The following is a 20,764-nucleotide window of genomic DNA, read 5'->3' as shown; positions in this document are numbered from 1 at the left end:
CTCAACACCGCCCTGGAGTCCCTGGCCGGGTGGGGACGGGAACGGATCCGGCGGATCGGCGCGGAGAAGGTCCACACGGACGCCGCGTGAGAACGCTGTCCGCAGTCCCGGACGGCGGAGGCCGAGGAGGCCGAGGAGGCCGAGGAGGCCGAGGAACAAGCTCCGGCCGGGAACCATACGCGGTGAGGGGTCCGGGCCCGGGACGGGTCCGGCCCCCTCGTCCGTGACGTGCGGGACACGTGACGGACGCGGCCTCAGCTCGCAGTGGGCCCGGCCGTGCGGTCGATGAGGGTCTGGACGCCGTCGAGGATGCGGGAGAGCCCGAATTCGAGCGGGTCGGCGGCGGCGTCGGCATCGTCACCGGAACCGGCACCGGCACCGGCACTCTCGGGGCCGAAGGCACCGGAGGCGATGGCACGCGTGAGCGCCGGGAAGCGGTCGGCCCGACGGGCGAGCAACTCGCCCGTCAGCAGGTTCCATTGGCGGTCGTGCTCCTCGTCGAAGTCGAGGAGCTGCTGGGCGGTGCCGCGCACGTGCCCCACGACCAGCAGAAAGACCTGGTGCCGCTGGAACGCGGTCAGACCGGTCGGCTCCAGCGCCCCGAGAGCGGCGTCGAGCCAGGCGAGCTGGTGGGGGCCCATGATCTGGCGGCGCATCGCCGTGGCGACCAGCAGCCAGGGGTGGGCCCGGTACACCTCCCAGGAACGCCGGGCCCATGCGGCCAGGCGGGTCCGCCAGTCCGGCCCCTCGGCCGTGAGGTCGGGGACCTCCGCGAGGACCGCCTCGACCATCAGCTCGACGAGTTCGGTCTTGCCGGGGACGTAGCGGTACAGGGCCATCGCCGAGACGCCGAAGGTGGCGGCGACCTTGTTCATCGAGACGGCGTCCAGGCCCTCGGCGTCCGCCAGGTTGACGGCGGCCCCGGCGATCCGGTGCGGGGTGAGACTGGGCTTGGGGCCGCGCGTGGGCTGCTCCTGTTCGCCCCACAGCAGCGCGACACCGACCTGCAGATCGCGCGGCTTCTTCTCCGCCGACCTCTTCCCCGCCGCCGCCTTCTTCTCTGCGGCTCCGGTGCTGGTCCTGGCCCTGGCGGCATCGCTCACTGCGCCCGACCCCCTCTGTTGTCCGGTACTCGGTCTCCGGCCGGGCGTTGACGCCCCACCACAACTGTATATACCTTAAAGCCCATCGCTTACGGCATAAACAGTTTAGGGGATCTACTCATGATCGGCAGCATCATCGCCACGTCCGCCGCCGCCGTCCTCGCCGGACCGGCGATCGGCCTGCTGGGATACCGGCAGCTCAAGCGCCTCTCCAACGCCAAGTCGCTCCGCATCACGGACCCCCGGGGCATCGACGAATCGGGGTTCGTCCGGATCGGCGGCATCGACCAGTGGATCTCGGTGCGCGGCGACGACCGCGACAACCCGGTGGTCCTGGAGATCCACGGCGGCCCCGGCGCCTCCAACCACGTCTTCCTCCCCCGGACCCGCGTCTGGGAACGCCACTTCACCGTCGTGCGCTGGGACATGCGGGGCTCGGGTCGGACCTTCGCGCAGCACGGGCCCGACGGACAGGGCGAGTTCACCCTGGACCGGCTCCACCGCGACGCCCTGGAGGTCACCGAGCACGTCCGCGCCCGGCTCGGCGTCCCCAAGGTGCTGCTGGTCGCCAACTCCTTCGGCACGCTCCTGGGGCTGCGCCTGGCCCGCAGCCACCCCGAGCTGTACTCCGCCTACGTCGGCACCGACCAGAACATCGTCGCGGGCGGCCTCGAAACCTCCGCCCACGAGGCGCTGCTGGAGCGCCTGCGCAGGGCCGGCAAGCGCAAGGAACTGGCCGAGGTCACGGCGATGGGGTCCGACGGGACCGCGTGGACCACGCAGCAGTGGTCGGCGTACAACAAGCTGGTCATCACCAGCGACCCGCTGTCCTACGACACCATGAAGACCGTGGTGGTCCGCTCGCTGTGGTTCTCACCGCTGCACACGCTCAGGGGGCTCGGCGCCTACCTGAAGGGGATGACCTTCTCCGAGCGGCTCGCGCGGGAGGCGGTGACCGTCGACGAGTGGCGCGAGGGCACCTCCTTCGCCATCCCCTTCTTCGTCTTCCAGGGCGCGCAGGACGTCCTCACCCCGCCCGAGCCCGCCCGGCGGTTCTTCGAGGACGTCGACGCGCCCGTGAAGGACTTCGCTCTGATCGACGACGCCAGTCACTTCGCCTCGTTCCGGCACCCCGAGGCGTTCCTCGACCTGATGCTCACCAGGGTCCGCCCGGTGATCTCCCACGAAACGGCCCAGCCCTGAAGCCCGGCCCCGACCTCGCCCCCTCCCGCCCGTCAGAGGAATTCCGCGTACGCGTCCAGTGCGCGCAGCACCTCCCGTTCCCCCGCCGGGGGAAGCTGCAGGACGACCTCCTCGATGCCCAGGTCCGCGTAGTGCGCCAGCTTGCCCGCGCTCGGCAGCACCGCGTACGGGACGATCCGGAGGTCCTTCGGGTCGCGGCCCTCGGCCTCCCAGACCTCGCGGAGGCGGGGGACGGACTCGGTCAGGCCGCGGCCGCCGATGGGGAGCCAGCCGTCGGTGCACCGGGCGATGTCGGTGAACAGCTTCGGCCCGGCCGCGCCGCCGAGCAGGGTGCGGGGGCCGTTCACCGGGCCGCGCGGTTCCTGGACCGGCTTCGGGTGTGCGTGGCTGGCCCGGACCGAGCCGAACCCGCCCTCGTACGCCGTGGGTTCGTCCGCCCACAGGGCGCGCATCAGGGCCAGCCGGTCGCGGACCAGGTCGCGGCGGGTCGGCCAGTCCACCCCGTGGTCCGCGGCCTCCTCGACGTTCCAGCCGTAGCCGACGCCCAGGGTGAACCGGCCGCCGGAGAGGTGGTCGAGGGTGGCGATCTGCTTGGCCAGGTCGATCGGGTCGTGCTGGGCGACGAGCGTGATGCCGGTGCCCAGCGCGAGGCGTTCGGTGACGGCGGCGGCCTGGGCGAGGGCCACGAAGGGGTCGAGAGTGCGGCCGTACTCCGGCGGGAGGTCGCCACCGGCCGGGTAGGGGGTGTCCCGGCTCACCGGGATGTGGGTGTGTTCGGGCAGGTAGAGGCCGCTGAAGCCGCGCTGTTCGAGCTCGCGGGCGAGCCGCAGCGGCGTGATCGTCTGGTCGGTGAGGAAGATCGTCGTGGCGATCCGCATGCGAGGGCACCTCCGTCGTGATCCGGTGGCCCCAACGTATGCCGTGCGGTGCGGAAATCCGAGTACGCCGAGTGCGCGGAAGCCGGTGGGAACCGGGGGCGGAGGGCTCGGCCCGTCCAGGTGGTCCGGCGTTCTTCCGGAGTTCATCGTGAGCCGTCAGGGTTTCCGGTGCGCGTCCTTGTACTGCCGTTCGCCACGACACCCGAGGAGCCCATCGCATGTCCACCGCATCGCACTCCGCCCACGGTCGTCCGGTCCACGGTCACCCGGTGGGCAGACGCGGTCTTCTCGTCACGACCGCCGCCACCGCTCTTACCCTGGGCACCGTGAGCTTCGCCGACGCCGCGCCCTCCGGGGGCGACGGCCACGGGCCCGACCGGACCAGGACCGTGCGCGGCACCCTGCCCACCGGGGCGCCCGACTTCGTCCACCTCCCGGTCGAGGTGCCGCACGGGGTACGGGAGATAGCCGTCTCGTACACGTACGAGAAGACGCCCGTACCGGCCGGGACCCAGGGCAACGCCCTCGACATCGGCATCTTCGACGAGCGCGGCACCGAACTGGGCGGGCGCGGCTTCCGGGGGTGGTCCGGCGGGGCGCGCAGCAGCTTCTTCATCCGGGCGGACGCGGCGACCCCCGGTTACATCGCGGGCCCGGTGCGGGCGGGCACGTGGCACATCGCGCTCGGCCCGTACACCGTCGCCCCCGAGGGACTGCCGTACGAGGTGACGATCACCCTGCGCTTCGGGCCCGCCGGGACGACACCGGAGCCCGTGTACCCGCCGGAGCGCGCGAAGGGGCGCGGGCGGGCCTGGTACCGGGGGGACTGCCACCTGCACTCCGTGCACTCGGACGGCGGGCGCACCCCCGCCGGGATCGCCGCCGCCGCCCGCGCGGCCGGGCTCGACTTCATCAACAGCAGCGAGCACAACACGTACTCCGCGCACGGGGCATGGGCCGGGCTGTGGGGCGACGACCTCCTCGTCCTGACCGGCGAGGAGGTCACCACCCGCAACGGGCACCTGGTCGCGCTGGCCATGGACCCGGGCACGTTCGTCGACTGGCGCTACCGGGCCCGCGACAACCGGTTCGGGCACTACGCGAAGGCCGTGCGCCGGGCCGGCGGCCTGGTGGTGCCCGCCCACCCGCACGCCACCTGCGTCGGCTGCCACTGGAAGTTCGGCTTCGGCGACGCGGACGCGGTGGAGGTGTGGAACGGCGTGTACAGCCCCGAGGACGAGGTGGCGCTCGCCGAGTGGGACAACTCCCTCGTCGCGGCCGCCCGTTGGTCGAAGCCGTGGATTCCGGCGATGGGCAACAGCGACGCGCACCGGGAGCCGGACCGGGTGGGGTGGCCGCAGACCGTGGTGCTCGCCGACGAGCTGTCGCGCGAGGCGATCGTGGCCGGGATCAGGGCCGGGCACTCGTACATCGCCGAGTCGTCCGCCCTCTCGCTCTCCTTCGGCGTCTTCGGCGGGCGCGGCCGGCACGCCGGGATCGGCGAGCGGCTGCGGGTGGACGGGGACGACACCCCGGTCACCGTGCGCCTGGAGGTGACCGGGGCGCCCGGCTGCACCGCGCACTTCGTCACCGACCAGGGCACCCTGTTCACCGCCGGGCTGCCGGAGTCGGGCACCGGGACGGTGGAGTGGCGCACGACCCCGTCCCACGCCGCCTACGTGCGGGCCGAGGTCCGGCACCCGGCGACGGTGCCGGGGCTGCCCGGGGCGATGGCGGCGCTCACCAATCCGGTGTTCCTGGAGGGGTAGGCGGCGCGCAGGGTCGGGTTTCGGGGACCGGGCGGCGCGCAGGGTCGGGCCTCGCACGGGGCGGGTTCAGGGGGCGGGCGGCAGGGCACGCAGGCGTATGCCGTGGCGGGCCCGCAGCCGCCCGATCTCCCAGACCGCGACGGCGGTGGTGGCCAGCGCGCCGCCCAGCGACAGCCACAACGGGCTGTCGTAGCCGTCGTGCACGATGCGGACCGGGAACAGCTCCCTCATGAGCAGCAGCTCCCACGAGAGCACCACGGTGAGCAGTGCGGGCAGCGCCTGATGGATCTCCATGGTGCGGAACATGTAACGGGCGATGCACGGCACCGACATGCTCACGAAGCCGATGGCGCGCAGCAGCAGCGGGATTCCGGCCAGGAAGGTCACCCCGCCCACCAGTGCATTCGTGTAGTGGCCGAGCAGGAACGGCCCGATCGCGGTGGCCACGAGCAGCAGCCAGTGGGCCACGAACATCCCGACGGCGACGGCCGGCCCGCGCAACCGCCCCACCACCCGCCGCCGGTCCGCCCCGGGCACGAGGAGGAGGACGAACGCCGCCACGACCGGGGGCAGCGTCACCAGCAGCAGGAAGGGGGCCGCCAGCAGTCCGACCACCCCCGACGCGAGCCAGTTGCCGAGCCAGTTGAGCAGCGCGACGTCGTGGGCCACCGACTGGGGGATCTCCACGAGCATCGCGATCGAGACGCCGAACCAGAAACGGATCAGCTGAACCCCCTGGACGAGGCGGTCGTCCAGGATCCGGTCCTCCGGCGGCTTCAGATAACACTCGACGATCTCCCGGTCCTGCGCCATCGACGCCACGGCCGCCCCCGTCCCCCTCCGGTCCACGGGGACCCCCTCCCCGCGCCCCCGTCCCCCTGCGCCGGAGGGATCCCGGCACCGGCAAGAGCGAACATCTTGCCAGGAAGTCCCTTGGTGCGACAGGGAGTTGACAGGAGGAGCCGGGGCGGGCATCGAGGCGGGACGCGCGTCAGCCGACCGGGAGGGCCGAGCCGGTACGGGGCTCGTCGACGCCCAACCGGCGGGCACAGGAACGCTGTTGTACGACCGAGAGGCCCGCGACCGCCGTCCCCAGCACCAGCCATCCCACCGGGCCGGCGGCCATCACCGCACCGGTCAGCAGCGGCGGGCCCGCCGACTTCTGGACGGACTGCGACATCCCGGCCGCCCCCAGGTACGCGGCGCGGGCGTCCTCGGGCGCGAGCAGGACCGCCAGCTCCCACGAACTCACCGACCGCATCAGCTCCGCCAGGGTGACCAGCAGCGCCGCGGCGAGCAGCAGGGCCGCGGCCGCCCAGGTGCCGACCAGGGCCGCCGCGGCCAGGCAGCCGCAGCACACGAACGTCAGGACCCCGTACAGCAGCACCGCCCGCGTCGCCCGGCGCGGACCCTCGGCGCGCTTCGACACGCTCAGCTGGAGCACCACGACCAGCACGGTGTTGATGACGAGGAAGGCCGGGACGAGGGCGTGCGGCGCGGAGGTGCGTTCCACCAGCCACAGCGGCAGGCCGACGGCGAGGATCGAGTCGTCGAGGTTCATCGGGACGTCCAGGAGGACGAACCCGAGGTAGCCGCGGTCCCGCCACGGGCCGGTCCTGCGGGCGGGGGCTTCGCGCCCGCCGTCGGCGGGAACGGCGTGCCCGCCGACGGCCGGGGCTGCGTGTCCGTCGTCGGCGGCCGGGGCCGGGGCGCCGGACCGGGTCACCTCGACCGTCCGCTCCCGCGACTCGTCCGTGCGCCACACCAGCACCGCGGCCACGACGAACGACAGCGCGTTGCCCAGGATCAGGGCCCGGTAGGCGTCCGTGGTGCCCACCGCCAGGCCGATCGCCGCGATCCCGGCGCCGACGCCGTAGCCCGCGTTGGCCGCGCTGCGCGACAGCGCCTGGTAGGCCGCGCGCCGCTCGCCCGCGGTCCGGGTCGCGAACAGCATCTCCAGGGTCTTCGCGGCCCGGTCGCCCACGTAGGTCACGGCGATGACGGGGAGCAGCGCGCCGAAGTCCGCGCACACCAGCACCAGGCCGAGGGTCACCAGCCTGAGCAGGTGGCAACCGATCAGCAGCGGGCGCACCGCGAACCGTCCGGCCAGGCGCCCGGCCAGGGGCGAGCCCGCGATGCCCGCCACCCCGGCCGTGCCCAGCAGCACGCCGATCTGCTGGGCGCTCAGCTGGGTCACGAAGGTGAGGTAGAGGACCGAGGAGGCGGCCCACAGCCCCGAGCCGGTGCGGTCCACGGCCAGGGCGAGCAGCATGATCCGCGCGTTGCGGCCGCCCGGCGGATTGCGCAACTGGGCCAGCAGGCCCGGCCCGCCGCCCCCACCCTTCTTCCCGCCCCGACCGCCGTCCCCACCGCGCCGCATCGCGCGCCCCCTCGCCCTGCTCGACACCGCCCGGCACCGGAAACCTCGGACACCGGGGAACAAGAGGGAAGCCTGCCCGCCAAACATTCTCGATGTCAAGATACTTGATCACGAGATACTGTCCGCACCACACCTCACCACTCCGCACCGCACCGCACCGCACCGGTCCGCGCTGCCCGCATCCGCTCCGCACCGCCCGCATCCGCACCGGCCGCCCGTCCCGGTGCGCTTCACGAGCGGGGGCGTCACAGTGGAAGAAGACCTCGGGCGGGATCGCCGACGAGGAGGTGTCCGGATGGACATGACCCGTGACAACGACGGCCGCCCCCGGGTCCGGCCCGACGGATGGCCCGGCGGGGCGGGGCGGGCGGGCCCGGCACCCTGCTTCGTCGTGCAGATCCACCAGGCCCGGCGCATGCACTTCGACTTCCGGCTGGAGGTCGACGGCGTGCTGAAGTCGTGGGCGGTGCCGCGCGGCCCCTCGGAGGACCCGCGCGAGCGGCGACTGGCCGTCCCGACGGAGGACCACCCGCTGGAGTACCGCACCTTCGAGGGCGTCATCGCGAAGGGCGAGCACGGCGGCGGCACGGTGATCGTCTGGGACCAGGGCACCTACCGGCCGCTCAGCCACGACCGCCGGGGCGCGCCGGTGCCGTTCGCACAATCCCTGGAGGACGGGCACGCGACGTTCTGGCTCGACGGGACCAGGCTGCACGGCGAGTTCGCCCTCACCCGCTTCAAGGGGGGCGCCGCGGAGAACGTCCCCGGCGGGGAGGTGTGGCTGCTGATCAAGGCCAGGGACAACCGGGCCACCCACGACGGGCCCGACGCCCCGGACCCGTACCGGGCGCGCTCGGCCCGCACCGGGCGCACGCTGGCGCAGGTCGCGGCAGAGGAGGGCTCCGGAGGCTGAGCCCCTGGCAGCCGGCCGGAGCACCCGGGCCGCCGACAGCCGACCGGGACTCCCCGATCCCGAGAAATTAGGTTAGCCTCACCTGAATTGATTCTCGGGTGCGGGGAGGGACTGCGGTGGGTCACGGCTGGGAGGGCGTCGTCCTCAAGCTCATGCGGGGACGGGACTTCACATTCACCGTGACCGGCGCGGAACAGGTCACCGAGGACTTCCGCCGGGTCCACCTCACCGACGGCGGGCTGCTCGCCGCGACCGGTGGCGCCCATCCGACGATGTGGGTCAGGGTCTGGTTCGAGCAGGGCGGCAAGCCGCACCAGCGCGCCTACACCCTGGTCGACCCGGACCCGGACGCCGGTACGTTCAGCCTGGAGTTCGCCCTGCACGAGGGGACCGCGAGCGACTGGGCCCGCGCGGCGAAGCCGGGCGACACGATCGACGCCACGCTCCAGGGCACCGGCTTCGCCCCGCCCGAGCCCCGGCCGGCCCGGCTCTTCGTGGTCGGCGACCCGGCCTCGCTGCCCGCGGTCAACTCCCTGCTGGACGCGTTCCCGGGGACCCCGGCCACCCTGTGGTTCGAGACGACGCACGACTCGGACGAACGGCTGCCGCTCCGGCTGGACCCGGACCACCACACCCTGCACCGGATACCGCGCCGCGACCGGGGCGCCGGGCTGGTCGCCGAGGTGAAGTCGGCCCTGCCCCGGCTGCTGGGGGCCGACGCCTCCGACGCGTACGTCTGGATCGCCTGCGACACGGCGACCACCCGGGCCCTGTCCTCGTACGCGCGCAAGGAACTGTCCGTGCCCAAGGAGCGGGTGAACGCCCTGGGCTACTGGCGCGCCACCGGCTGAACGCCCACCGGGGCCCGCCCGGGGGCGCCCCGGGCGGCCCTCAGTCCTCGACGACCAGCGCCGGGGTCTCCTTGGTCAGGATCTCGCCGCGGAAGAACGCCGGGCTGCGGCGCTGCATCACCAGCATCAGCACCACGCCGAGCAGCAGCAGCCCGACGCCGATCACGAACACCGAGCCGACCCCGAGGACCGACGAGCCGGAGCCGTAGGCCGGGTCCCACATGTCGTAGAGGGTCTTGCCGAAGACCGCGGTGAGCAGGAGGCCGCCGACGACCGGGAAGAGGCCCTTGAAGGCCAGGTCGCGGAAGGAGCGGGTCAGGTCGGCGCGGAAGTACCAGGCGCAGGCGAAGGCCGTCAGCGCGTAGTAGAAGCAGATCATGAGGCCGAGCGCGTAGATCGTGTCGACCAGGACATGCTCGCTGACCAGGGTCATCACCGTGTAGAAGACACCGGTGGCGACGCCCGCCATCACGGTGGCCCGGCCCGGGGTCCTGAAGCGCGGGTGGACCCGGGCGTACGAGGCGGGCAGGGCCTCGTACGAGGACATCGCGAGCACCGTGCGGGCCACCGGGATGAAGGTGGTCTGCAGGCTGGCGGCGGCCGAGGCGAGGACCGCCACGAAGAGCAGGATGCCGAGGCCGGGGCCCATGACCGGGCCGGCGAGCGCGGCGAAGACGTTGTCGGAGGTCTCGGGGTTGGCCAGGCCGAGCCCCGAGTCGCCGGAGCCGACGGCCATCTGGGCGGCCACGCCGGTCGCCAGGTAGGAGCCGACGAGCACGACCATCGCGATGAGGGCGGCCCGGCCGGGGGTCTTCTCGCTGCCGACGGTCTCCTCGTTGGCGGTCAGACAGGCGTCCCAGCCCCAGAACATGAAGATCGACAGCGACAGGCCGGCGGTGAACGCCGCGAACGACTGCACCGCGAACGGGTTCAGCCAGGACCAGGAGAAGTCCAGGGACGAGGCGAACTCCCCGCTGCCCGCCTTCTGCACGGCCATCGCCACGAAGACCGCGAGGACCACGAGCTGGAGGCCCACCAGCGCGTACTGGACGCCCTTGGTGGCCGTCATCCCCCGGTAGCTGATCGCCGTGGCGATCGCGATCAGGGCCAGACAGGTCAGGATGTGGACGGGTTTGCTGTCGTCCAGGGCGGCGATCGACTCGCTGCCGGTGATCTCGCCCGCCAGCAGCCAGAAGTACGAGGTGGCCACGCCCGCCAGGTTCGACAGGACGATGATCGTCGCGATGACCAGGCCCCAGCCGCACATCCAGCCGACGTGCGGGCCGAACGCCTTCACCGTCCAGGTGAAGGAGGTGCCGCAGTCCGGCACGGCCTTGTTGAGCTCGCGGTACGCGAAGGCGACGAGCAGCATCGGCAGGAATCCGGCCAGGAAGACGGCGGGCATCTGCACGCCGACCTCCCCCGCCGTGGAGCCGAGGGTGGAGGTGAGGCAGTAGACGGGGGCGACGGTGGAGACGCCGATGACGGCGCTGCCCATCAGGCCGACGGAGTTCCCGCCGAGTCCCTTGCCGCGCACCCCGCCGTCGGCCGGAGCGGCGCCCGGTGCTGTGTCCCCGGCCCGCGGCCGCACGTCCAGCTGAGTCATGAAAAGGACGATAAACGCTGCGATTTCCACATCCGGAGGGTGAGACTCCACCGTCTCACCCTTGAATTCCAGGCAACAATACGGAAGAACCTTGATTAATTGAAGGCTATCCGCGAAAGCCACCTTCCGATACGAGGTCGAGGCTCGATCGCAGCACCGTACGGGAACCGCAGCAGTGCCCGTTTTGGGAGGTTTCAAAATTTCCCGTGGGTGTCCGCTCAGCGGACACCCACGGGTCGTCGGCCCCCTGCGGGCCGGTGGCTTCCCACGGGTCGTTCCGGTTCAGCCGGGCCAGACGATCGACTGGAGTTCGCCGTACGCGTGCAGGGCGTACGAGCCGACGTCGCGGCCCACTCCGCTCTTCTTGAACCCGCCGAACGGCGCCTCCATGTTCCGGCCGACGGTGTTCACCCCGACCCCGCCCGCGCACAGCCGCCGGGCGATCCCGAAGGCGCGCGCCACGTCCCCGGACCAGACGTAGTCGATCAGTCCGTAGTCGCTGTCGTTGGCGAGCGCGATGCCCTCCTCCTCGTCGTCGAAGGGGACGACCACGACGACCGGGCCGAAGATCTCCTCGCGGGCGACGCGCATGTCGTTGGTGCAGTCGGCGAGGAGGGTCGGGGCGACGTAGAAGCCCCGGTCGAACCCGGCCGGGCGGGCGCCGCCCGCGACGACCCGCGCGCCCTCCTTCCGGCCGAGTTCGACGTACGCCTCGACGCGGTCGCGGTGGGCGGCGGAGATGACCGGCCCGACGACCGTGCCCCGGGCCGCCGGGTCGCCCACCTTCAGGTGGTTCGCGTACGCGGCGAGCTTCCCGACCAGTTCGTCGTGGACGCCGCGCTGGACCAGGACCCGGGTCGGGGCGGTGCAGATCTGGCCGCTGTAGAAGGAGAACGTGGTGCCGATGCCCGCCACCGCCGAGTCGAGGTCGGCGTCGTCGAGGACGACCGCGGCGCCCTTGCCGCCCAGCTCCATCAGCTGCCGCTTCATCCCGCGCCCGCACACCTCGCCGATGCGCTGCCCGACGGCGGTGGACCCGGTGAAGCTGACCATGTCGACGTCCTCGCAGTCGACGGCCGCCTCGCCCGCCTCGGGGCCCGAGCCGGTGACGACGTTGACGACCCCGGCCGGGACGCCCGCCTCCTGGAGCGCCTCGGCCATCCGGTAGACGGAGAGCGGGTCCTGCGGCGCGGGCTTCACGACGACGGTGTTGCCCATGGCGAGCGCGGGCGCGATCTTGCCCGCCGGGTTGGCCCACGGGTTGTTGTACGAGGTGATGCAGGTGACGACGCCGACGGGGCGGCGCACGGCGAGGGCCCCGAAGACGCCCGCCCGGCCCATCGGCCCCGCCGCGTTGATCTGCGGTGCGATCGGTTCCTCGACGGGTTCCAGGGCGCCCCTGGCGTACCGGCGGAAGCGGGCGGCGCCCACGGCCACCTGCATGCCCCTGGCCGTCGCCGTGGTGGCGCCGCTCTCCGCGCGGGCGAGGTCGGCACTGGCGACCAGGTCGCGCTGCATCAGGTCGGCGGCCCGGTCGAGGATCGCGGCCCGCTCCTCGGGGCGGGTGCGGGACCAGGTGGTGAACGCCTCGCGGGCGGCGGCCGCCGCCGCGTGCACCTGTTCCCGGCTCGCCTCCGGGGCGAGGCCGACGACCTCCTCGGTCGCCGGGTCGATCACCTCGTAGTGGCCGTGGTCCGGCTCGGTCCACCGGCCGCCGATGAGCAGTTTCCGATCTCCGTTCATACGGTGCTCACCGTCCGGGTGTCGCGGCCGGAGCGGAGCACCGTGCCGGGGACCGCGCCGGTCACCTTGTCGTCGCGCAGGGTCTCCACCCCGTTGACCCGGACCGAGACGATGCCGATGGCCCGGGAGTCCAGGCGCGGGCTGTCGCCGGGCAGGTCGTGCACCAGGGTGGCGGGCCCGGCGTCCACCCGCTCGGGGTCGAAGAGGACGAGGTCGGCGTGGAAGCCCTCCTCGATCCGGCCCCGCTCGCGGAGCCCGAAGAGCCGGGCGGGGTCGTCGGTGAGCATCTTCACCGCCTTCTCCAGGGGGACGAGCCTGCGCCCGCGCAGGCAGTCGCCCAGGAACCGGGTGGTGTACGGGGCGCCGCACATCCGGTCCAGGTGCGCGCCCGCGTCGGAGCCGCCGAGCATGACGTCCTCGTGCTCCCAGGTCTCGCGGCGCAGCGCCCAGGAGGCGGGGTCGTTGTCGGTGGGCATCGGCCACAGCACCGTGCGCAGATCGTCGGCGGCGCAGATCTCGACGAGGCAGTGGAAGGGGTCCTGGCCTCGCTCGGCGGCGACGTCGCGCACCACGCGGCCGGTCAGCCCCTCGTTGGCCGCGCTGTAGGTGTCGCCGATGACGTAGCGGGCGAAGTCGGCGAGGCGGCGGAAGACCCCGGCCTCCTTGCTGTCGGCGCGGCGGAGCATCTCGGCGCGGGTGTCGGCGTCGCGGAGCCGTTCGATGCGCTCGGGGACGGGCAGCGCGAGGATGTCGCCCCAGCCGGGGATGAGGTTGAGGGCGCAGAAGGTGCCGAGCGACATGTTCATGGGGGTGAGGATCGGCATGGTCAGCGCGACGATCCGGCCCCCGGCGCGGCGGGCCCGTTCGCTGGGCACGAGCTGGCGCGGCACGCGTTCGGGGACGGCGGCGTCGATGGTGAGGACGTTCCAGTTCAGCGGGCGCCCGGCGGTGGCGGTCATGTCGACGAGGAGGTCGATCTCCTCGTCGGAGAACTGGTCCAGGCAGCCGGCGACGATCGCTTCGAGCTGGGTTCCCTCGTGCTCGCCGACGGCCCGGGAGAGGGCGAGGAGCTCCTCGGGCAGCGCGTCCCGGGAGGCGACGGGCCGGCCGTCCCCGTCGGAGTGGGTGGCGGACTGGGTGGTGGACAGCCCCCAGGCCCCGGCGTCCATCGCGTCGTGCAGCAGCGCGAGCATCACGTCGAGCTGGGCCGGGGTGGGCTGCCCGCCGGTCGCGTCGGCGCCCATGACGTACCTGCGCAGCGCGCAGTGCCCGACCATGAACCCGGCGTTGACGGCGATGCGCCCTTCGAGGGCGTCCAGGTACTCGCGGAAGCCCGACCAGGTCCAGTCGACCCCCTCCTCCAGGGCCTTGAGCGCCATCCCCTCCACCCGCGCCATCATGCGGCGGGTGTAGTCGGCGTCCTCGGGGCGGTCCGGGTGGAGCGGGGCGAGGGTGAATCCGCAGTTCCCCCCGGCGACGGTGGTGACGCCGTGGTTCATGGAGGGCGTGGCGTACGGGTCCCAGAAGAGCTGGGCGTCGTAGTGGGTGTGCGGGTCGACGAAGCCGGGCGCGAGGACGAGCCCGGTGGCGTCCTCGGTGGTGACGGCCTGCTCGGTGAGCGTGCCCGGTTCGGCGACGACGGCGATGCGGCCGTCGCGGATGCCGACGTCGGCGGTGTACGAGGGTCCGCCGGTGCCGTCCACGACGGTGGCTCCGCGGATGAGGTGGTCGAGCATGACGGGGTTCCCTTCTGTGGTGTGTGCGGGGTCCGGCCCCTCCGGCGACCGGGGAGCGGGGTCCGGGGCGGAGCCCCGGTCACGGGAAGGGGAGGGCGGGGGAACAGGCCCGCCGCAGGTGCACCGCCCCGCCCGCACCACCCGCGCCCCCGCCTCCTACGCGGCGTTCCGGAAGCGGGACGTCCGGTGCACCGGATCCGTGTCGATCGCCGGAATCACGTGCTCGCCGATCAGCCGGATCGAGTTCAGCGTGTCCTCGCGGCCGATCCCGATCGGCAGTCCGAAGCTCAGCTGGTCCGCCCCCGCCCGCTCCCACCGCCTGCACTGGCGCAGGACCTCGTCCGGGTCCCCGCAGATCATCAGCTCCTCCGCGATCAGCAGCTCGATGATCTCCTCGGTGTACTCCGGCAGCAGCTCGGGCCACTCCGGTATGCCCTCGGGCCGGGGGAACGTGTCGTGGTAGCGGAACAGCAGCGACTGGAGGTAGTTCAGCCCGCCGCCCACCGCGATCTCGACGGCCTTGGCGTGGGTCTCGGCGCAGATGGCCGTGGAGGTGACCATGACGTTGTCGTTGACGAAGTCGCCGACGGGCTCGGCCTCCTTGACCGCGGACTTGTACGAGTCGACGACCCACTCCATGTCGGAGACCTTCTGCACGCTGAAGCCCAGCACGCCGAGCCCCTTCCGCCCCGCCATGGCGTACGAGGACGGCGACCCGGCGGCGTACCACATCGCCGGGTGCGACTTCCCGTACGGCTTGGGCAGGACCTTGCGCGGCGGTAGCGACCAGTGCTTGCCCTGGAAGCCCACGTACTCGTCCTGGAGCCACATCTTGGGGAACTCCGCGATGGTCTCCTCCCAGAGCTCCTTGGTGTGGTTCATGTCGGTGATGCCCGGCATGAACCCGAGGATCTCGTGGCTGCCGGCCCCGCGCCCGGAGCCGAACTCGAAGCGCCCCTCGGAGAGGTGGTCGAGCATGGCGACCTTCTCGGCCACCTTCACCGGGTGGTTGACGGGGGCCAGCGGGTTGAAGATGCCCGAGCCGAGGTGGATGCGGTCGGTGGCGTGGGCGAGGTAGCCCAGGTACACGTCGTTGGCCGAGATGTGCGAGTACTCCTCCAGGAAGTGGTGCTCGGAGGCCCAGGCGTACTTGAAGCCGGACTTGTCCGCCTGGATGACGTACTCGGTCTCCTCGATCAGCGCCTTGTGCTCCGCCTCCGGGTCGACCCTGGCCCGTGCGGCAGGCACGTACCCCTGTACAAAGAGTCCGAATTCCAAGGGAGTTCACCGTCCTCAATCGTTTCTGACACATCGTCAGATCGTGATGCGTCCGACTGTTCCACCGGCACCCGGACCCGTCAATAGCTGACGCATCGTCAGAAGAATCGGGGGGAGCCCGGCGCGGCCCGCTCAGAACAGGCTGACGCCCGCCAGCCATCCGCCGTCGATGACGAACGGCTGCCCGGTGATGTACGAGGAGTCCTCCGAGGTCAGGAACAGCGCCAGCGCGGCCACCTCCTCCGGCTGCCCGATCCGCCCCAGCGGCACGAGCTTGCGGTACAGCTCCGCCACCGCCTCCCCGGCCTCCTCCGGGTCGGCGGACGGGTCCAGCGCCGCCGGGTTGGTCATCGCGGTGTCCACCGCCCCGGGGCAGAGCGCGTTGACCCGTATGCCCTTCGCGGCCAGCTCCACCGCCGCCACCCGGGTCAGCCCGATCACCGCGTGCTTGGTCGCGGCGTACGCGCCCACGAACGCCATGCCCGTGAGTCCCGTGTACGAGGCGGTGTTCACGATCGTCCCGCCGCCCGCGGCCTCGATCTCCGGCGCGACGTTCCTGATCCCGAGGAACGCCCCCACCTGGTTGACCCGCACCACCTGCTGGAACTCCTCCAGCGGGGTGGCCACCAGCTCGTTGAACCGGAGTATGCCCGCGTTGTTGACCAGCCCGTCGACCTTCCCGTACGCGTCCTTCGCGGCGGCCACCGCGGCCCGCCAGTCCTCCTCCTCACCCACATCCAGGTGGACGAATCGGGCGGCGTCCTTCCCCAGCCCGCCCCGCAACTCCTCGGCCAGCGCCTCGCCCTGCTCGTCGAGCACGTCGGCGATCACCACCCGCGCACCCTCCGCGGCGAACAGCCGCGCCTCCTGCTCGCCCTGCCCGCGCGCCGCGCCGCTGATCAGTACGACCCGTCCGTCCAGCTTGCCCATGACCTGACTCCTACCTGTCGAGATGAGGGGCGACCCCGGCGGCGAACGCCGCCATCTGGTCGGTCAGTTCGGTACGGCTCCGGCTGCGGAACCGCACCTGGATCTGGTGGACGCCCATGTCCGCGTACGCGCGCAGCGACTCGGCGACGGCCTCCGGCTCCCCGATGAGGGTGCGCCGCCCGACGGGCCAGTCCGGCTCACCGATGTACAGCGGCTCGGTGATCGCACCGACGACGATCGGCTCCTCGATCCCGGCCTCCTCCCGCAGCCGCCGCAGCCGGGCGATCTGCGCGGGCAGCTTCTCCCGCGGGTCGCCCTGGGGCAGCCAGCCGTCCCCCCGCACCGCCGCCCGGCGCACCGCGGCCGGCGAGGAGCCGCCCACCCAGACCGGCACCCGCTCCCGGGCCGGACGCGGCAGCTGCCCGAGCCCGGAGAAGGAGAACCGCTTCCCCTCGAACTCCGGGTACTCCTCGGGGCCGAGCGCCGCCCGCAGCGCGTCGATGGTCTCGTCGAGCACGCCGCCGCGCCCGTCGAAGTCGGCCCCGAGCGCCTCGAACTCCTCCGGCACGTGCCCGGCCCCGACCCCGAGGACCAGCCGCCCGCCGCTGAGGTGGTCGAGGGTGGCGTACTGCTTCGCGGTGGCCAGCGGGTGACGCAGCCCGACGACCGCGACATGGCTCATCAGCAGGACCCGCTCCGTGATCCCGGCGAGAAAGGCGAGCGTGGCCACCGGGTCGTACCAGACGGTGCCCATGACCCCGGCGAGCCGCCGCGGGATCGCGACGTGGTCGCAGCTCGCCAGATAGGCGAAGCCGGTGCGGTCGGCGGTGCGGGCGACGGCGGCGAGGTCCTCGGGCCCGGCCCCGGCCTCCCACCCCTCGGCGTAGATGGTGCTCTGCGACTGGACCGGCAGCTGCATCCCGTACGACAGCGGCCCGGTGAGCGGTATCGGCACCGGACGGCCTCCTCCCCGATCGGATCTGACGCATCGTCACTTCAAGGCGCGGGGCCATCGTCGTACCTGACGCTGCATCAGACAAGGGGTGGGGCGAGGGACCTCGGACCGGGGCGGGTGCGGGGACTCGGGGCGGGACAGGCATGACACCCCGACGCGGCGCGGCACGATCCGACACCCCGGCGCCCGGCGCCCCGGCGTCTTGGCAGACCCGCGGCCCGCACGGTCAAGGGCGCCCCTTCGGTCGACCACCCCGGCGGAACAGGACATACCGCATGATGACCGTCAACGCACGCGATACCGACTGATAGGCATACGCCAGCCGTACTGATCCCGCCGGTGCGCGCGGCCCGTCGGGAGCGCACGCACCGGCCCACCGGAACGAGGTATGCCCGTGAGATCGCTCCGCCGCGTCATCGGATGGTCCGCCACCGCCCTGGCCACCGCGCTCGCCCTCACCACGCTCGGCGGCACGGCCGCCGCGGCACCGGCCGCGACGGCCGTCGGCCCCGTCAAGCTCTACGTCAAGGGGTTCGGCAGCGGTCCGTTGAACGTCGCCGAGCAGTCCGCCCGGGAGACCGGCCTCGACGCCGCGGTGGCCCGGGGCTTCGCCCGCTCCGACTGCCGGGTGAGCGCCGGCCCCACCGTCGTCAACTCCCTCCCGAACGGCTGGGTGCAGGTCCACATCGAGTACCTGTGCACCGGCGAGCCGGTCGTGGGCTCCCCGACCTTCGTGCTCAACCGCTACCACAAGAGCTCCGACACCCTGAGCACCCCGTGGGACGCCCCCGTCGGCTACGACCTGCAGGGCCCCCTGGGCACCCTGTACACCGCACCGAACCCGGACACCCAGCCCCTCTACCTCTGCCAGGTGCGCGGCGACCACTTCGCCACCACCGACGTCGGCTGCGAGGGCCAGACGTACGTGACACGCCTCGGCTGGCTGTACGGCGCACCGCCCGCCGGGACGCCGAGCCTGCCGCTGCTGCGCTGCCTGCGCAAGGAGAACCGGCAGATCTTCGAGTCCCACCAGACCGACTGCGAGGGCCAGATCCACGGCGGCACGCTCGGCTACGTCCTGCCCTGACCACCCTGACCACCCCCGGCACCCCGGCGTCGGCCGGGGTGCCAGGGGTGCTGTTTCACCCGGCGCGGCTCCGGCCGGGGTCGTGGTCGGCGTCGCCCTCGTAGTCGTCCCCTCCGGTCGCCGCGCTCCCGGACCCTGCGGGGCCTCCGTGGGCCGGGGCGGGGGCCGGTGCGGAGGCCGGTGCGGAGGCGGGGGCCGGTGCGGAGGCGGGGGCCGGGGTCGGGGCGGCTCCGCTGCCGGCTCCGGCCCCGTCGCCGCCCCAGGGCTCCTCGTCCTCCTCCTCGTCCTCGTCGGACTGTTCGTCGGGGGCGGCCTGGACGCCCACGCCCTGCGAGGACGACACGTTCTGGTCGATCGCGCCTCCGCCGCCGTCGTGGTCGCTGCCCGCCGTCCCCTTGCTGAGGGGGCCCAGCACGTTCAGCGTCCGGTCCACCTCCAGCCAGGAGTCGGCGTTGGAGTTGTCGATGGTGATCAGCGACGGTCCGTGATGCGTCTCCATGCCGCCGTCGGGGGCGTCGGCCCAGGCGGTGCCTGCGGCCAACTGGCCCTGGCAGAGCGCCCCGAGCGCGATCGCCAGGGCGGCACGCGCCCCGGACGAGGTGAATCCCATGCGGTGTTCCTCTTCCCGGCCGCGCGGTCCCGGACCGGGCGCGGCCCGCTTCGCGTGATTCGTACGGTCGTGATGGTTCGAGCGGTCGTGATGGTTCGAGCGGTCCGCACCAGCCGCGCGACCCGTGCGGTGTGCACGGGCCGCGCGGGCCGGGGCCGCGGTGGAGCGTGGGGGTCCACCACCGAGGCCCCGGTGTGCGGGCGGAACGGTCAGGAGCCCATGGCCGGAACGCCGCGCGAGTGCGCGGCCGCCCGCTCCCGGTCCGGCGCCGGCGTCTTCCCCGTCGTCGGCGTCGTCCGTGCCATGCGTGTCATGCGGACACGGACTCGCGGACCGGGTGGTGCCTGCTGATGTTCTTCTCCAGCAGCTCCGTCGAACGCTGCACCCCGATCCCCTCGGCGGGCACGAACTCGGGAAGCCGTCCGTCGGCCTCCTTGAGGTCCGTCAGCGCGGAGTCGATCGCGGCGTGCGCGGCGAAGAGGCACGGGGTGCTATAGATGGCCACCTGGCACTCCAGGTCCGTCAGCTCGGAGAGCGAGAGCCGGGGGGACTTTCCGCCCGCGATCTGGTTGAAGAGCAGCGGCTTGTCACCGACCACCTTCCGGATGCGCTTGATCCACTCGACGCTGCGCACACCGTCGACCAGGACGACGTCGGCGTCCGTCCCGGCCAACGCCTCCGCCCGGCGCAGGATGTCGTCCTCCTCCGTGGCGTCCGTGCGGGCGACGACCACCAGGTCGTTCCTGCTCTCCAGGACGAGGTTGAGCTTCTCCAGGTACTCCTCCAGGGGGAGCACCTGCTTGCCGTCCGCGTGTCCGCACCGGCGGGGGCGCTTCTGGTCCTCCAGGATGACGCCGGAGGCGCCGATCCGCTCCAGCCGCTGCACCACGTGGCAGGCGACCTCGGGGTCGACGTAGCCGTCGTCGATGTCCACCAGCAGGTGGTGGGAGGGGAAGGCCAGCCGCAGCCGCTCCACGAAGGCCACCATGTCCGGCCAGGCGATGAAGCCGATGTCGGGGAGCCCGTAGTGGGAGGCGGCGAAGCCGAAGCCGGACACGAAGAATCCGTCGTAGTGCCGGGCCACGACGGAGGCCGAGTACATGTCGTAGATACCGATGAGGGGCGTCGTTCCCGGCGAGCGGACTTCTTCCCTCAACGCACTTCCATAACGCACAGCGTCTCCTGTTCATCGGGTCGGGTCGTCGATTCGCGAACCGGCGCCCGGCACATCGGTGACATGCCGGACCGACGGTTCGGATCTCCGGTGATTTCGTTGGGTGGAACGGGTGTTGCGCAACGGCGTCCCGCACGGTGCGGACCCCGACGGCATCGGGTCATGGAGCCGCCGCGGCACGGAAGCGTGCGTCGGAGGCCCACGGATGTCGATGGTTCGGCGGTTCAGCGGTTCACTGATGCGGCGGGCACGGGAACACCGCACCCGCCCCTGCCACGCGGAGGGGCTGGCAGTGCCCACCCCGCACGGGACGCAAAAGGTCTGCCCTCTTTGCGAAGACGCGTATACCTATACAGACATGACCGTCTCTTTACTCCAGGACACGCCGCGCCTGACCTTGTGTACGACACGTCACGGGTACCCGTCGGCAACGGGGTTGACGACACCGCGGAAGCGGGAACGTTTCGCTCCCGCGACGCCGGGAAACCATCTGCGCGAAATTCGTTGAATCCCTTGCCCAGTAACGGAGTTGGGCACCATCCGGTCCG

Annotated in this window: 17 protein-coding genes; 5 read left to right on the top strand and 12 right to left on the bottom strand. The window is 72.4% G+C overall.

What is annotated here, in order from left to right; genetic code table 11:
* Positions 1-254: 254 nt before the first annotated feature.
* Positions 255-1,103, bottom strand: a complete 849-nt coding sequence (locus ABZZ04_RS27270; RefSeq protein WP_356934854.1) for a TetR/AcrR family transcriptional regulator — start codon at positions 1,101-1,103, stop codon at positions 255-257.
* Positions 1,104-1,223: 120 nt separating this feature from the next.
* Between ABZZ04_RS27270 and ABZZ04_RS27265 the strand changes: the two genes are divergently transcribed.
* Positions 1,224-2,306, top strand: a complete 1,083-nt coding sequence (locus ABZZ04_RS27265) for an alpha/beta hydrolase (protein ID WP_356934853.1) — start codon at positions 1,224-1,226, stop codon at positions 2,304-2,306.
* A 32-nt stretch (positions 2,307-2,338) separates the two neighbouring features.
* Here ABZZ04_RS27265 and ABZZ04_RS27260 read toward each other — a convergent pair whose 3' ends face one another.
* Entirely contained in the window at positions 2,339-3,184 is an 846-nt protein-coding gene (locus ABZZ04_RS27260) for an LLM class F420-dependent oxidoreductase (RefSeq protein WP_356934852.1), read from the bottom strand.
* Between the two features lie 218 nt (positions 3,185-3,402).
* On the opposite strand from ABZZ04_RS27260, the gene ABZZ04_RS27255 reads away from it, so the two are divergent.
* On the top strand, positions 3,403-4,953 hold the full coding sequence (locus ABZZ04_RS27255; protein WP_356934851.1) for a CehA/McbA family metallohydrolase: 1,551 nt from the start codon (positions 3,403-3,405) through the stop codon (positions 4,951-4,953).
* Positions 4,954-5,019: 66 nt separating this feature from the next.
* Here ABZZ04_RS27255 and ABZZ04_RS27250 read toward each other — a convergent pair whose 3' ends face one another.
* Both ABZZ04_RS27250 and ABZZ04_RS27245 read right to left on the bottom strand, forming a co-directional pair.
* On the bottom strand, positions 5,020-5,802 hold the full coding sequence (locus ABZZ04_RS27250; RefSeq protein ID WP_356934850.1) for a hypothetical protein: 783 nt from the start codon (positions 5,800-5,802) through the stop codon (positions 5,020-5,022).
* Between the two features lie 142 nt (positions 5,803-5,944).
* On the bottom strand, positions 5,945-7,333 hold the full coding sequence (locus ABZZ04_RS27245) for an MFS transporter (RefSeq protein WP_356934849.1): 1,389 nt from the start codon (positions 7,331-7,333) through the stop codon (positions 5,945-5,947).
* 295 nt (positions 7,334-7,628) lie between these two features.
* Between ABZZ04_RS27245 and ABZZ04_RS27240 the strand changes: the two genes are divergently transcribed.
* Positions 7,629-8,246 (top strand): DNA polymerase ligase N-terminal domain-containing protein, encoded by a 618-nt coding sequence (locus ABZZ04_RS27240; RefSeq protein ID WP_356934848.1) that lies wholly within the window; start codon positions 7,629-7,631, stop codon positions 8,244-8,246.
* Between the two features lie 116 nt (positions 8,247-8,362).
* On the top strand, positions 8,363-9,097 hold the full coding sequence (locus tag ABZZ04_RS27235; RefSeq protein WP_356934847.1) for a siderophore-interacting protein: 735 nt from the start codon (positions 8,363-8,365) through the stop codon (positions 9,095-9,097).
* A 40-nt stretch (positions 9,098-9,137) separates the two neighbouring features.
* Here the strand turns inward: ABZZ04_RS27235 and ABZZ04_RS27230 are convergent, their stop codons facing one another.
* The 6 genes from ABZZ04_RS27230 to ABZZ04_RS27205 all read right to left on the bottom strand — a co-directional run bounded on the left by ABZZ04_RS27230 (position 9,138) and on the right by ABZZ04_RS27205 (position 17,345).
* Entirely contained in the window at positions 9,138-10,703 is a 1,566-nt protein-coding gene (locus ABZZ04_RS27230; RefSeq protein ID WP_356934846.1) for an APC family permease, read from the bottom strand.
* Between the two features lie 282 nt (positions 10,704-10,985).
* Positions 10,986-12,446: an aldehyde dehydrogenase family protein gene (locus ABZZ04_RS27225; protein ID WP_356934845.1), complete on the bottom strand. Its 1,461-nt coding sequence runs from the start codon at positions 12,444-12,446 to the stop codon at positions 10,986-10,988.
* Complete coding sequence (locus ABZZ04_RS27220; RefSeq protein WP_356934844.1) at positions 12,443-14,182, bottom strand: D-aminoacylase; 1,740 nt, start codon at positions 14,180-14,182, stop codon at positions 12,443-12,445. Before ABZZ04_RS27220 ends, ABZZ04_RS27225 begins: the two co-directional genes overlap by 4 nt.
* A 156-nt stretch (positions 14,183-14,338) precedes the next feature.
* A complete protein-coding gene (locus ABZZ04_RS27215) occupies positions 14,339-15,460 on the bottom strand; it encodes an LLM class flavin-dependent oxidoreductase (protein WP_356934843.1) in 1,122 nt (373 codons plus the stop codon).
* 132 nt (positions 15,461-15,592) lie between these two features.
* The gene (locus ABZZ04_RS27210) at positions 15,593-16,390 is read right to left on the bottom strand and encodes an SDR family NAD(P)-dependent oxidoreductase (protein ID WP_356934842.1); all 798 of its coding nucleotides are present in this window, start codon (positions 16,388-16,390) and stop codon (positions 15,593-15,595) included.
* Positions 16,391-16,400: 10 nt separating this feature from the next.
* Entirely contained in the window at positions 16,401-17,345 is a 945-nt protein-coding gene (locus tag ABZZ04_RS27205; RefSeq protein ID WP_356934841.1) for an LLM class F420-dependent oxidoreductase, read from the bottom strand.
* Positions 17,346-17,739: 394 nt separating this feature from the next.
* On the opposite strand from ABZZ04_RS27205, the gene ABZZ04_RS27200 reads away from it, so the two are divergent.
* On the top strand, positions 17,740-18,432 hold the full coding sequence (locus tag ABZZ04_RS27200; RefSeq protein WP_356934840.1) for a hypothetical protein: 693 nt from the start codon (positions 17,740-17,742) through the stop codon (positions 18,430-18,432).
* A gap of 55 nt (positions 18,433-18,487) precedes the next feature.
* Here ABZZ04_RS27200 and ABZZ04_RS27195 read toward each other — a convergent pair whose 3' ends face one another.
* On the bottom strand, positions 18,488-19,042 hold the full coding sequence (locus ABZZ04_RS27195) for a hypothetical protein (RefSeq protein WP_356934839.1): 555 nt from the start codon (positions 19,040-19,042) through the stop codon (positions 18,488-18,490).
* 310 nt (positions 19,043-19,352) lie between these two features.
* Positions 19,353-20,216 (bottom strand): isocitrate lyase/PEP mutase family protein, encoded by an 864-nt coding sequence (locus tag ABZZ04_RS27190; protein ID WP_356934838.1) that lies wholly within the window; start codon positions 20,214-20,216, stop codon positions 19,353-19,355.
* Positions 20,217-20,764: the final 548 nt, after the last annotated feature.

Source organism: Streptomyces sp. NPDC006435 (assembly GCF_040612315.1).
Classification (GTDB): Bacteria; Actinomycetota; Actinomycetes; order Streptomycetales; family Streptomycetaceae; genus Streptomyces.
The sequence above is the reverse complement of the archived record's forward strand: the minus strand, read 5'-3'. Positions and strand labels throughout refer to the sequence as shown.